Origin of the sequence: Erythrobacter sp., assembly GCF_030066995.1 — a bacterium.
GTDB lineage: Bacteria > Pseudomonadota > Alphaproteobacteria > Sphingomonadales > Sphingomonadaceae > Erythrobacter.
Genome location: NZ_JASJAP010000001.1, coordinates 52,205 through 64,646 on the forward strand (window position 1 = coordinate 52,205; position 12,442 = coordinate 64,646).

Genomic DNA, 12,442 nt, shown 5'->3' on the forward strand with positions numbered 1-12,442 from the left:
TCGGATGTCGGATGTTGGGGGGCTGGCGATTTTGCCTGCGATGTTTCAAGGAAGCGCCGCGGCGCGCGAGAGCCGCAGCCGTCTTGCCAACACGTCCAGTGAGGAGCGCGCGGGAGCGATGATGAATGTGGTGCTTTCGCTGGTAATGCTGGCAGCCTTCGCGCTGGTTGGCGGGGCGTTTGTGCTGTGGCGGCGCACGGGCGAGGCGAAGCAGCCGGTGCTCATGCTCATCCTCGCAGCGATTGCGGTTATCAACGTCCTGATCTGGACGCTGCCCGACGCTGAGGGCAACGCGCCGGTCGATCTGGTGGGCGAAGAGGCCAGCGAATAAGCGCCGAGGACGCGCGCCCGGTAATGGGGGCGCGCCAGACCTAGGGTATCTCCCAGGCGACCGAGCTTGAATAGGTGCCGGCGATTTTCTCACCCTCGGGACCGCGCGCCGGATTGAAGCGCGCCCGGCGGGTGAGCAGGCGGCAGGTCGCGCCATCGAGCACGTCGTGCCCCGTGGACCGGGTGATCGTGCAATCGCTGACACGCCCGCGCGCGTCGATCTCCAGCGTGAAGCTCGCAACCCCGCTGCGCCCTTCGCGGATCCAGCGCGACCGGTAGTCGCTCTCCGTGATCCAGCTTCCCGGATTGCCGCGCGGTGTGGCTGCGATCGGATCGGGCAGGCTCGGGGCGACGGGTGGTCCCGCGATCGGCCCCGCGATTGGCCCGGCACTGCCGGGCAGCGTTATGGGGTTGCCGATGGGCCCGGAAACCGGCGCAAGGTCGATAGTCGGGCCATCGAGGATAATCACGGGCCGTTCGGGCACGGTCGGCTCGCGCGTTGCGGTCGGCGTCTGCGGTGTCTTGGGCGCGGTGTCCGGCTTCTCCGGAGGGGGCGGCGGCGGGTCGATCGGGATCGGTTCGAGCGTCACGCCGGTGAGCGGCTTGTCGGGCTCGGGCAACACATAAGTCACCGCGAGCCCCGCGATCAGCATGGCGCCGACACCGGCGGGGATCGCCAGCGCGCCCAGCAGCGCGGGCGCGTTAGGGCTTCGGGATTGAGCGACGTAGTTCATGAAGGGCGCTCCTTTTGGTCGTTTCGTCACGCGAGCGCTCAGAGGGTAAGGGGAGAGCGCTCGCCAACGAGGCTACCGGCATAACCGTCTGTTTCAAAACAGTTTCGAGTTGCGCTTTGAGACCCGTCGCACAACGCAACGGGTGTGCGGATTGAAACTCTCTTGTGTTTCATGAAGCCGCATCCGCGGCTTCGCCCTCGGTGCTGTTCCCTATGCCGAATCTTCGGCTTCGGGGCAGCGTAGTTTATCCTGAGCGACTGCCGCAGGCAGGCAGTCGAAGGGGGCGCGCGGTCGCGCTTGCGAAATCGTAGATTTCGTTATCGCGCGCTACCTATCCGCATAGCTCACAGACACCTGGTGCTATTCTGATAGGCAGGCGCGGGAGACGGTTTGCGACAGCAAACCGCAAGGCCAAGGGCCGCCCGCAGCGGGTCCGGAGGGGAAGATTCCCCGGAGGACGTCTAGCGAGGACGCTCCCGCAGATGCGGGAGCGCAGCACAAATACTCCTATTTGATCGGACAATCCGGCGAGAGGCGGAAATCCAGATAATTATCGACGCTCGCCATCATGTCTTCGATTTCGTTTTCGAAGAAGTGGTTCGCGCGCGGGATTTCGTCGTGGTGGATGGTGATGTGCTTTTGCGTGCGTAGCTTGTCGACCAGCTTCTGCACCGCGCTGGGCTGCACCACCGTGTCCGCTGCGCCTTGCACGAAGATACCGCTCGCCGGGCAGGGCGCGAGGAAGGAAAAATCGTACATGTTCGCCGGCGGCGCGACCGAGATGAAACCGCGCACTTCGGGGCGGCGCATCAGCAATTGCATGCCGATCAGCGCGCCGAAGGAATAGCCCGCGACCCATGTGGTCTGCGCTTCGGGATGGATCGACTGCACCCAGTCGAGCGCGCTCGCCGCGTCGGACAGTTCGCCCACGCCGCTGTCGAAGCTGCCCTGGCTGCGGCCCACGCCGCGAAAGTTGAAGCGCAAGGTCGCAAAGCCGCGATCCACGAAGGTCTTGTAGAGCCGCTGGACGATCCGGTCGTTCATCGTGCCCCCGCCTTCAGGGTGCGGGTGGAGGATCATCGCCACCGGCGCGCGCGGGCGGGGCGGGGGAGAGAAACGGCCTTCAAGACGGCCTTCGGGGCCGGGAAAGATCACTGACGGCATGAAATAACCTTGCTGGAATGAGTGGCGCCACACACCGGCTGGTGCGCGCGAACGCACGCTCTATATACGAGCGGTTACGCATTTCGCAATTTTTTAAGAATCGTTCTCAATAAGCGCTCATGCAACGCATTTATCTCGATCACGCCGCCACCTCCCCCCTGCGCCCCGAAGCCAAGGCGGCGATGGAGGAGGGGTTTCGCATCTGGGCCAATCCGTCGAGCCCGCACGCCGAGGGCCGCAAGGCGAAGGCGGCGCTGGAGGACGCGCGCGAGCGGATCAAGGCGGCGCTCGGCTGGGACGGGGAGCTGATCTTTACGAGCGGCGCGAGCGAAGCGCTGTGGATCGCACTCAACCGCTCCAAGGCGAAGCGGCGCGTCGTGAGCGCGGTGGAGCACGACGCGGTTTTCAGGGCGGCGCCGGATGCGGAGGTGGTGCCGCTCGATGATATCAGGTGCGGTCCAGACCTCGACCATATTGAAACCAGCCTAGAACGCGATGGCAACGCTGTCGTCGCGCTGCAGGCTGTTAACTCCGAGACGGGCCTTTGCTTCTTTCAGGATCATGGCTTTACGAACACCCGCGACGTACATGAATTGGTGCGTAATAAAGGTGGGCTGCTGGTATCCGATTGCTCACAGGCGGCTGGGAGGGTCAAGCTACCCAACGCAGACATGATCGTGATATCCGCACACAAGTTTGGCGGCCCGATTGGGATTGGTGCCTTGCTAGTGCGTGACTACGCCATGCTTGAGCCCATCGGGGGGCATGAGCGCGGCTATCGTCAGGGTACGGAGAATATGCCCGCCGCCTTGGGCATGGCCGCAGCGCTCGAGTGTTGGATGCCTGGCGCTAATCCATCGACCAAGAGCCACGAATTTGAGAGCGCGCGCATCGAATACGCTAGCTATTTCGAAACCGGTTATGAATGCGGCTACATTGTTCCATTCGTCCATCCCACGCTATCCGCTCAAGCCCTACTGATCCGTCTCGACGCCATGGGCTTTGCCGTTTCCGCTGGCAGCGCGTGCTCTTCTGGCACGCTCAAGAAAAGCCGGGTGCTCGATGCGTTCGGCGTGCCCGATGATGTCGCCGCGCGCACGATCCGGGTGAGCCTGGGCTGGTCGACCACGCCCGAGGAGTTGGAGCGCTTTGCGGAGGCATGGGGGTCGCTCGTCTAACTCCCCTCCCTAGAGGGAGGGGCTGGGGGTGGGTGCACCGCGCCCGCCATTCGCGCCGAGCACCCCCACCCAACCCTCCCCCTTGAGGGGGAGGGCTTTTTAGGGCACCGCGCTGATCTCAATGATCTATCTCGACTACCAGGCCACCACCCCGCTCGCGCCCGAAGCGCGCGAGGCGATGCTGCGCTGGCTCGACGGGCCGGGCGGCGTGGGTTTCGGCAACCCGCATTCGCCGCATCGCATGGGACGCCAAGCCGCCGCCGCGATCGAGCTGGCGCGCGACCGGGTGGCGGCGCTGTTTCCGCCGGGCGGGCGCGTGATCTTCACCAGCGGCGCGACCGAGGCGCTCAACCTCGCGATCCGCGGGTCGGGCGAGAAAGGCACGGTCTCGGTCTCCGCCATCGAACACGCCGCCGTGCTCGACACCGCGCGCGATGCGGGCAAGCACCATATCCTCAACGTATCGAGCGAAGGGCAGTGCAACACCGGGCAGGACATTCCCGACGATACGCGTCTGGTCGCGGTGATGGCGGTCAATAACGAGATCGGTGTGGTCCAGCCCACCATCGACTGGCACCGCAAGGCCAAGGGGGCGGGCGCGCTGTTCCTGATCGACGCGGTGCAAGCCTATGGTCGCATCGAGATCACGCTCGCGGACATGATCGCGGTGAGCGCGCACAAGATCCACGGACCCAAGGGCGTGGGCGCGCTGTGGGTGCGAGACGGGGTGGAACTGGAAGAGCAGCAAACCGGCGGCGGGCAGGAGGCGGGGCTTCGTTCCGGCACGCTCTCCCCGGCGCTGATTGCGGGCTTCGGCGCGGCGGCGCAGGTCGCAAAAGAGCGCATGGGAGAGGACGCGGCGCATATCGAAGCGCTGTGGACCCGCGCGCGCGCGCTGTTCGCCGGCTGGACGCTCAACGGCAGCGCCGAGGCGCGCTGGCACGGCAATCTCAACATCCGCAAGGACGGTCTCGACGTGAACCGGCTGATGTCCGAGGCGCGCAGCGTCATGTTCTCCGCGGGCAGCGCGTGTGCGAGCGGATCGGGCCGACCAAGCCATGTCCTGAAAGCCATCGGGCTCAGCGACAAACAGGCCAAATCCTCGATCCGTCTGGGGTTCGGGCGCTACACCACGCTCGAAGAGCTTGAAGAAGCGGCCAAACTGATCAATAATGCTGCAGCGCAGCAATTGTGAGGACTCTTCAAGCCGTTCATGCCCGTCAGCGTCACTTTCATCGATCCACGCGGCCGAAAGGTCGTGGCGACCGGCGAGCCCGGCGACAGCCTGCTGCGCCTTGGCCAGGCGGCAGGATTGCCGCTGGAGGGGACGTGCGAGGGTCAGATGGCGTGTTCGACCTGCCACGTGATCGCCGCGCCCGAATGGTTTGACCGGCTGCCGCGTTCCTCGGAGGAAGAGGAAGACATGCTCGACTTCGCCGCCGGCGTGCGCCGCACTTCGCGCCTGTCGTGCCAGATCGAACTGACGCAGGAGATGGACGGCCTGACCGTCAGCGTCCCCGTAGAAAGCACCGACGCGCGCGGGATTTAGGCGCTGCTTACTGTATCGGCCTCCGGGCGAGCCTCACGAAGATCGGTCTTCCAGAACCTCAGCCGATAGCCGAAGCGGTGAAGTATGAGGCGCAGAGCGACTAGCAGAACCGCCATCGGTGCCAGTGCCGTAATCGCGTAAATGATCGCGGCAAGGCTCATCCCCAAAGTGGAACCGACCGATTTAAAGGCCTGTATGACCGGGCGCACAAATCCCACCTGCGTCTCGCCATAGCTTGGCTCATACTCAATCCGGACATCGCTGAAGCGAATGCGATTGCGGTACCTCTCCAAACGCGACCTCGTGGCGTCAACTTCTTCATTGACTTCAGCGACCGCCGCTTCCGCCTTGACCAGTTCATCGACGCTGCCGCGCTGGTTGCGAAGGATTTCGGTCAGCTTGCCGCGTAGAACTAGGCGAGAGCGCAATCTGGCTTCGGCATCGATGATCTGCTCAGAGAGGTCTTCCCCATCCTTGACAGATGAAATGAGTGCGCCGCCCAATTCCTTGGCCGGAGCGTTGAGTCTGGCAGCGAGGTCACCCGCTTCATCCGCTGCGATCTGCATCCTCAGTTCGCCATAGGCGTCGTAGCTGTCCGCGCGCGCTTGGGAGGTTCGGATCACGCGGCATTTCTCGCCCATTTCCTCGCACAAAGCGACATGGGCTTCCTGAAGCTTGGCCATAGTGTCAGATGAGATCCGAAAACCAAAGCCATATGAATAGGCGATTTGGCTTTGTTGCCCCGTCGGTTCGCGTGGGCCGTTCGTGGGCCCTGGAGCTTCGTCTAAACTGGCTGTAGCGACCCGTGCGACACTGGTCTCTGCGGGCGCCGCGAATAGATCGAATAGCGCTACGCTCTCCTGCGCCTGCATGAAACCGAATTGGTTCTCGGGAGCTTCGGCGTAGTCCCCGTCAGGCGGCTCGATCTGCGCGATCATATCGCTGGCTTTGTTTGGCGGCTCACTTGCGTTGCATCCAGCAAGGGCCGCGAGCAGCAGCGCGGGGGCAACACGGGCAAAACTCTTCAACGCCATGATACGCCTTTTGAAGGTTAAAGGAAAAGCGTTGTGCAAGATGAACTTAAAGCGTTCTTACCGCAAGCGAAGCGCTTGTCGTCGATCCCGCGACCTGAACCTCAGATAAACGCGATCCTATATCTTGGGGAAATTTCCCAAGTGTGAGGATTGCGACCGCGTTGGTCACGCCGGCGCTTTCCAGAAACCCCCGAATTCTCCCCTTTTTCGAGTTTGGCACGCGCTATGCATCGTGTTGGGTGTCCAGCGGGACGGTCCCGCGAAACACGAAAAAGGAAGACACGATATGACCAACACCGCCAACAGCTTCTTCGCCGCCGCTTTCTCGGTTGTCCTTTCCGCTGGCCTGTTCGCCTACGCGATCATCCCCGCCAGCCCCAACCTTGTCGTCTGATTGATCAGACCCGAGCCCACGAAGGAAACGAAGCCATGACCCTCACCAACAACCTTGTCGCCGCCGCTTTCTCGATCGCCATCTCCGCCAGCCTGTTCGCCTATGCGATCGTCCCGGCGAGCCCGAACCTCATCGCCTAAGCTCCACGCCGCAGACCCTTTTCCGCGCAAAGGAATTCGACATGCCCGCCGCCAAAGATCTCTTCGCCGCCGCCTTTGCTGTCATGGCCACCGCTGGCCTGTTCGCCTACGCCTTCGTTCCGGCGGCCCCCTCGATCATCTGACCGCCAGCTGCGCGCCCGCCTCCCCGCGCACCGGTTGCAAACCCTGTGGAAACGGCTCTCCCCGCACCGCACCCGTGTTGCTAAGCGGGGGCCATGGCCGATCCGACCGACCCAGATTCCACCGATCCGTTCGATCTCATCACCGACGCGCCCTTCGATGCGGCGCTGTCCGAGCGCTACCTCGTCTACGCGCTTTCGACGATCACCGCGCGCTCGCTGCCCGACCTTCGCGACGGGTTGAAGCCGGTCCACCGTCGCCTGCTGTGGGCGATGCGGGGCCTGAGGCTCTCGCCCGACAGCGCCTTCAAGAAATCCGCCGCCGTGGTCGGCGAGGTGCTCGCCAAATACCACCCGCATGGTGACGCCGCCGCCTATGACGCGATGGTGCGCCTGGCTCAGCCGTTCGCGATGCGTTACCCGCTGGTCGAGGGGCAGGGCAATTTCGGCAATATCGACGGCGATAACGCGGCCGCCTATCGCTACACCGAAGCGCGCCTGACGCGCACCGCGATCCAGCTGATGGAGGGGCTGGATGAGGGCACGGTCGACTTCGCGCCCACCTACAACAACGAGACCACCGAGCCGGTGCTGATGCCGGGCCTGTTTCCCAATCTGCTCGCCAACGGGGCGAGCGGGATTGCGGTCGGCATGGCGACCAATATTCCGAGCCACAACGTCGCCGAAGTGATCGACGCGACGCTGGAGCTGATCGACAATCCGCATGTCGAGCACGCCCGGCTGATGGAGCTGATGAAGGGGCCGGACTTTGCGACCGGCGGCCAGCTGATCGACAGCGCCGAGGTGATTTCCCAGGCCTATGAGACCGGGCGCGGCAGCTTGCGTTTGCGCGGGGTGTTCGAAGCGCCCGAGGCGGCGCAGCCAGAGGACAAGCGCGCCGGGATCGAGCGGTTGGGCGGGGGGCAGTGGCAGCTCGTGATCTCGGAAATTCCCTACCAGGTCCAAAAGGGCAAGCTGATCGAACAGATCGCGCAGGCGATCGCCGACAAGAAGCTGCCCATCCTCGAAGATGTGCGCGATGAGAGCGACGAGGCGATCCGCATCGTTCTGGTGCCGCGCAGCCGCAACGTCGATCCCGAGCTTTTAAAAGAGTCGATCTTCAAGCTCACCGACATGGAGACCCGCTTCGGGCTCAACATGAACGTGCTCGATGCGACCCGCACGCCGATGGTGATGGGGCTGAAAGAACTGCTCCAGCACTGGACCGCCGCGCAGATCGAGATCCTTCAGCGCCGCACGCGCCACAGGCTCGATCAGATCGCGCAGCGTCTGGAACTGGTCGAAGGCTATATCATCGCCTTCCTCAATCTGGATCGGGTGATCGAGATCATCCGGACCCAGGATGAGCCCAAGCCGATCATGATGGCCGAGTTTGTCCTCACCGACCGGCAGGCCGAAGCGATCCTCAACATGCGGCTGCGCTCCCTGCGCAAGCTGGAAGAGATGCAGCTGCGTCAGGAGAAGGACGATCTTCTCGCCGAGCAGGATGAGCTTAACAAGCTGCTCGACAGCCCGGCGCGTCAACGCACGCGGCTCAAGAAAGACCTGCGCGCGCTTCGCAAGGAATACGCCGAAGACACTGCCATCGGCGCGCGGCGCACGCGGATCGAGGAGGCCGAGCCCGCGGTCGAGTTCAGCATGGACGCGATGATCGAGAAGGAGCCCGTCACCGTGATCCTGTCCGAAAAGGGCTGGATCCGCGCAGCCAAGGGCCACGTCGATTTGCGCCAGGAATTCAAGTATAAGGAAGGCGACGCGCTCGCCTTCATTCTCCACGCGCAGACGACCGACAAGCTGTTGATCGCAGCGGGCAATGGCCGGTTCTACACGCTCGGCTGCGACAAGCTGCCCGGCGCGCGCGGCTTTGGCGAACCGGTGCGCACGATGATCGACCTCGAAGCGGATACCTCGATCGCCAAGATGCTTGTCCATAAGGAAGGTGGACGCCTCCTACTCGCCGCGAGCAACGGCAAGGGCTTCGTCGCCGAGACCGCCGAATTGCTCGCCGAGACGCGAAAAGGACGGCAGGTCGTGAACCTCAAAGGCGGCGCGACCCTGCGCGTGATCCGGGAAATTGCGGGCGCGGACGATCACGTGGCGGCGGTGGGAGAGAACCGCAAGCTGATCGTCTTCAATCTTGAAGAAATGCCGGTGATGGCGCGCGGTCAAGGCGTTCAGTTGCAGCGCTACCGCGACGGCGGGCTGAGCGATGCGACCACCTTCGTGCTGTCCGAAGGGCTAAGCTGGCGCATGGGCGGCTCGGGCGAGCGCACCCGGACCGAGACCGAGATCGGAATGTGGAAGGTTGCGCGGGGTGCGGCGGGGCGAATGCCGCCAACGGGCTTTCCCAAGACAAACCGCTTCGATTGAGCGGCGCGAACGGCCAAAGAAAAGGCGCGGGAATCGCATCCGATCCCGCGCCCCTTTTTGTATGGTGACTTTGTGTGGCTTACTCAGCCGCGCCAGTCGTCGCGCTCGCTGCGGAAGCGCTGGTCGCGCCGCCCGCAAAATCGACGAGGTCGCCGCTCGCGGTGCGCACCTCGGCGCCCTCGGGCACTTCGGTGGTGAACTCGTCAAGCTGCTCTTCGGTGAACAGAGCCATGAGCTGGCCCGAACCGTCCAGAGCGAAATGCTCGCGCTTCAGGCTCACCAGACCTTCGCCATGCTTGAGCAGGATTTGATCGGCGGCTCCATCGATCGCCAGCACGGTGCCCGCATATTGCGCATCGGCGCTGGTGGTCTTCGCGCCGACGACCAGAGCGGCGTTGAGCTTCTTTTCCGCTTCGGCGGCCTGCGCGGCCATCATCCCGTCGATCTGTTCCTTGGTGGCGTTGATCGTCCACTTGCCTTCGCGCTGCGCGTAAGTGCCCACGGGGAGCGGAGCCTTGTACGCGCCAGTGTCGAGGATCGCGGTCGCGCCGTCATTGCTTTCGATCGTGCCGACCGTGCTGTCGTCGATCTGGCTGTAAACCGTGGTGCCCGCGTCCTGCGCGTTCGCAGCGAAGGGGGCGAAGAAAGTGGTGGCAACCAGGGCCAGTTTCGCAAGCTTCATTGATCAGTCACTCCGTAAATTCGTATCGTCGGTTTGGTCACGCCGCCGCTTGAGCCGGGAGAGGCCGGCCGGCGTCCTCAGTCCAACTGGGTCTCCAGTCGAACCGGTACGCCAGAAGCATCGTAACGCGCGATAGTCGCGCCGGTGCACACAGCCATCCAACAAGGGCCAAGCTTATCTTGAGCCCGCCAGGTTGACCGGCAAACCGGGGATTGCGCGTACCGTGTCAATGACCGAGACGCGCGTCTGGTTCCTTAAGCGAGTCCGGGGCCTCGTGACAAGTGTGTTGCACGTGCGAAGAGATGCCTTGTCCCAACTGAAGCGCGGCTTAACGAACGTCTTGACATTGCGCGCTTATGTCTTGCGCAATTCCTCATCGAGAAGGGCGGCAACGCGCGCAATATCCGGAAAGCCCTCCGCAACCCAGCGGCGCTCGATCCTTTGCAGAATTCGCGCGACCTGCGGCCCGGCGGCGACGCCGCGCGCGACGATCTCACCGCCTTTGAGAGGGAAGGTGGGCGGGGTGAAACCGGTCAACACGCCCGCATCCTCGCCCAGCAGGAGCAGGCGGTCCTGAGCGAACGCGACACCCAGCCTATAGGCCAGCGCTTTTGGGTTTGCCGGATCGTCCGCCTGGCGGTCCGCCGCGCTCACAAGCCGGGCGCGCTGGGCCTTCGACAAACGCAGCCGCGCCGCGCAGGTCTCCGCGACTTCGGGCGAGGGCGGAAGCAGCGCGGCCAGACGCCGTATCGCGTTGCGCGCGATACCCTGTTCGCCCTCGGCCCCGATCAGCGCGCCCAGATGCTCGACATGCTGGCGGCAGGCTTCGGGCAGGATCACACCCAGCACGCCGCGCTCGCGCATGCGCGCGATGGTCGCGTGCGGATCGGGCAGGGAGAGAAGCTTGATCAGTTCATCGGCGATCCGTTCGCGGCTCAGGCCCTTCAGCGTATCGGCCATGGCCGCGCACGCGTCTTCGGCGACAGGGTCCAGTTCGGCGCCAAAGCGCGTCTGGAAGCGGTAATAGCGAAGGATGCGCAAATGATCCTCCGCGATCCGCTCCTTCGCCTCGCCGATGAACCGCACCCGGCGCGCGTCAAGGTCCGCAATCCCGCCAAAATAGTCTTCGATCTCATGGCTTTCCGGGTGGGCATAGAGCGCGTTGATGGTGAAGTCGCGGCGCGCGGCGTCCTCCCGCCATTCGGTCGCAAAAGCGATCGTCGCGCGCCTTCCATCGGTCGCAACATCGCGGCGCAGCGTTGTGATCTCGATCGGGCCGTCCTCGAACACCGCCGTCACCGTGCCGTGGTCGATGCCGGTGGGGACGATGCGAATGCCCGCTTGCCCGCATCGGTCGATGACAGCGGCGGGCGTGTGCGTGGTCGCGCAGTCGATATCGTCCACCTCGACGCCAAGCAGCGTGTCGCGCACCGCCCCGCCGACCCAGCGGATATGATCGGCGCCAAGCGCGCGCGTAAGCGCGGCAAGGCCGGGCCGGGTGGTCCAGGAAGCGGCGGGCAAACGGTTCGTCACGCGCCGCCGTTAATCGCGAAGCGCGCGCACATCAATCCGGCGCGCCAGATTGAGAATGATCGCCGCGGTCACGCCCCAGATCCGAAAGCCTTCGAAATCCATCTCGTAATAGCGCCGCCATTGCCCTTTCCAGTGGACCTCGCGTTCCTCCCAATTCGCGCGGGTGAGCAGGAGATCGAGCGGGGCTTCGAACCAGGCTTCGACCTCGCTGGGGCTGGGCGTCAGCGGCAGGTCCGGCGGCACCACGCCCAGCACCGGTGTGACCAGAAAGCCGGTACCGGTGTGGTAGAGATCGCTGGTTCCGATGACGCGCACCCGATCGCGTGGCAGAGCCAGTTCCTCATCGGCCTCGCGCAGGGCGGCGGCGACCGCGTCCTCGCCCGCATCGAGCTTGCCGCCGGGAAACGCCACTTGCCCCGGGTGATCGCGCATGCCGCGCGGGCGCTGGGTGAGGATGACGCCGGGCCTCTCGCGCTGTGTCACCGCGATCAGCACGGCGGCGGGCGTTGCGCTTCCCTGCGCCAGATTGGCGTCGGTGAGCAGGTCGGGCACCTCGCGCGCGTGGCCTTCCTCATAGAGGCGCGATAGGCGTTCGAACATGGCCGCCATTTCTGGCCTTACGAGGCGATCAGGGAGAAGATCGCCCCCTGGCTCGTCACCAGCCAGTCGTCGCCGCTCGTCTCCAGCGCAATCTCGGCAAGCTGGGTGTAGGTCGAGCGGTTCAGGCGCGCCTCGCAGCCGCGCCGAACGTGCAGGTATATTGCGGGCACTTCGGGATCGCCGGCCACGCGAAGGGGGTTGTCGGGTCCGGCAATGACGTCCTCATCGGTGTTGAGCCGAAAGGCGATGTCGCTGCCTTTCATCACGCAATCGGTAGCGATGAAGGCCGCATCGTCGACTTCGATGTGAAGCTTCTCGAACGGGCTCAAGAGCCAGTGCTGGCCCGCTTCGTCGCGCGTGAGCAGGCCGGAAAAGGCGCGCACCATGGCGGGGCGATGGATGACCCCGCCCTCGTGGTACCAGGTGCCATCGGCGGCGATGCGCATGGCGCTCTCGCCGATCTTTTGGGGGTTCCAGTCCTCGACCGGCGGCAGCTTGCGTGCCTCGACCGCCTGCGCGATTTCGGCGAGCGTCATTTCAGCGAGATAAGGCGGCGGGTCGTAGGGCACGGGG

General features: G+C 64.4%; 15 protein-coding genes. 8 read left to right on the plus strand and 7 right to left on the minus strand.

The window, feature by feature from the left end; genetic code table 11:
- Nucleotides 1-40 precede the first annotated feature (40 nt).
- A complete protein-coding gene (locus QNI87_RS00260; RefSeq protein WP_366146154.1) occupies nucleotides 41-331 on the plus strand; it encodes a hypothetical protein in 291 nt (96 codons plus the stop codon).
- Between the two features lie 40 nt (nucleotides 332-371).
- Here QNI87_RS00260 and QNI87_RS00265 read toward each other — a convergent pair whose 3' ends face one another.
- Nucleotides 372-1,064 carry a TonB family protein gene (locus QNI87_RS00265; protein ID WP_300592376.1) on the minus strand — a complete coding sequence of 231 codons (693 nt, stop codon included), beginning with the start codon at nucleotides 1,062-1,064 and terminating at the stop codon, nucleotides 372-374.
- A 507-nt stretch (nucleotides 1,065-1,571) separates the two neighbouring features.
- The gene (locus QNI87_RS00270; protein WP_300592379.1) at nucleotides 1,572-2,228 is read right to left on the minus strand and encodes an alpha/beta hydrolase; all 657 of its coding nucleotides are present in this window, start codon (nucleotides 2,226-2,228) and stop codon (nucleotides 1,572-1,574) included.
- 119 nt (nucleotides 2,229-2,347) lie between these two features.
- Here QNI87_RS00270 and QNI87_RS00275 point away from each other — a divergent pair, with 119 nt between their 5' ends.
- From QNI87_RS00275 to QNI87_RS00285, 3 genes are all read left to right on the plus strand, one after another.
- The gene (locus QNI87_RS00275; RefSeq protein ID WP_300592381.1) at nucleotides 2,348-3,406 is read left to right on the plus strand and encodes an aminotransferase class V-fold PLP-dependent enzyme; all 1,059 of its coding nucleotides are present in this window, start codon (nucleotides 2,348-2,350) and stop codon (nucleotides 3,404-3,406) included.
- Nucleotides 3,407-3,527: 121 nt separating this feature from the next.
- Nucleotides 3,528-4,601, plus strand: a complete 1,074-nt coding sequence (locus QNI87_RS00280; protein WP_300592384.1) for a cysteine desulfurase family protein — start codon at nucleotides 3,528-3,530, stop codon at nucleotides 4,599-4,601.
- An 18-nt stretch (nucleotides 4,602-4,619) separates the two neighbouring features.
- A complete protein-coding gene (locus tag QNI87_RS00285) occupies nucleotides 4,620-4,955 on the plus strand; it encodes a 2Fe-2S iron-sulfur cluster-binding protein (protein ID WP_300592387.1) in 336 nt (111 codons plus the stop codon).
- Here QNI87_RS00285 and QNI87_RS00290 read toward each other — a convergent pair.
- On the minus strand, nucleotides 4,952-5,989 hold the full coding sequence (locus QNI87_RS00290; RefSeq protein ID WP_300592389.1) for a DUF4349 domain-containing protein: 1,038 nt from the start codon (nucleotides 5,987-5,989) through the stop codon (nucleotides 4,952-4,954). The genes QNI87_RS00285 and QNI87_RS00290 overlap by 4 nt on opposite strands.
- Nucleotides 5,990-6,275: 286 nt before the next feature.
- Here QNI87_RS00290 and QNI87_RS00295 point away from each other — a divergent pair, with 286 nt between their 5' ends.
- The 4 genes from QNI87_RS00295 (at nucleotide 6,276) to parC (ending at nucleotide 9,054) form a co-directional block, all read left to right on the plus strand.
- A complete protein-coding gene (locus QNI87_RS00295; protein ID WP_300592392.1) occupies nucleotides 6,276-6,383 on the plus strand; it encodes an enoyl-CoA hydratase in 108 nt (35 codons plus the stop codon).
- A 35-nt stretch (nucleotides 6,384-6,418) separates the two neighbouring features.
- Nucleotides 6,419-6,523, plus strand: coding sequence for an enoyl-CoA hydratase (locus QNI87_RS00300; RefSeq protein WP_300592395.1), 105 nt, complete (start codon nucleotides 6,419-6,421; stop codon nucleotides 6,521-6,523).
- A 41-nt stretch (nucleotides 6,524-6,564) separates the two neighbouring features.
- Nucleotides 6,565-6,666, plus strand: a complete 102-nt coding sequence (locus QNI87_RS00305) for an enoyl-CoA hydratase (RefSeq protein WP_300592398.1) — start codon at nucleotides 6,565-6,567, stop codon at nucleotides 6,664-6,666.
- A 93-nt stretch (nucleotides 6,667-6,759) separates the two neighbouring features.
- Nucleotides 6,760-9,054, plus strand: coding sequence for a DNA topoisomerase IV subunit A (gene parC / locus QNI87_RS00310; protein ID WP_300592401.1), 2,295 nt, complete (start codon nucleotides 6,760-6,762; stop codon nucleotides 9,052-9,054).
- 79 nt (nucleotides 9,055-9,133) lie between these two features.
- Here the strand turns inward: parC and QNI87_RS00315 are convergent, their stop codons facing one another.
- The 4 genes from QNI87_RS00315 to QNI87_RS00330 form a co-directional block, all read right to left on the minus strand.
- On the minus strand, nucleotides 9,134-9,736 hold the full coding sequence (locus QNI87_RS00315; RefSeq protein WP_300592404.1) for a hypothetical protein: 603 nt from the start codon (nucleotides 9,734-9,736) through the stop codon (nucleotides 9,134-9,136).
- 354 nt (nucleotides 9,737-10,090) lie between these two features.
- Nucleotides 10,091-11,269 carry a CCA tRNA nucleotidyltransferase gene (locus tag QNI87_RS00320; RefSeq protein ID WP_300592407.1) on the minus strand — a complete coding sequence of 393 codons (1,179 nt, stop codon included), beginning with the start codon at nucleotides 11,267-11,269 and terminating at the stop codon, nucleotides 10,091-10,093.
- 9 nt (nucleotides 11,270-11,278) lie between these two features.
- Entirely contained in the window at nucleotides 11,279-11,878 is a 600-nt protein-coding gene (locus QNI87_RS00325) for a CoA pyrophosphatase (protein ID WP_300592410.1), read from the minus strand.
- Between the two features lie 8 nt (nucleotides 11,879-11,886).
- Nucleotides 11,887-12,438 (minus strand): DUF1285 domain-containing protein, encoded by a 552-nt coding sequence (locus QNI87_RS00330; RefSeq protein WP_300592413.1) that lies wholly within the window; start codon nucleotides 12,436-12,438, stop codon nucleotides 11,887-11,889.
- Nucleotides 12,439-12,442: the final 4 nt, after the last annotated feature.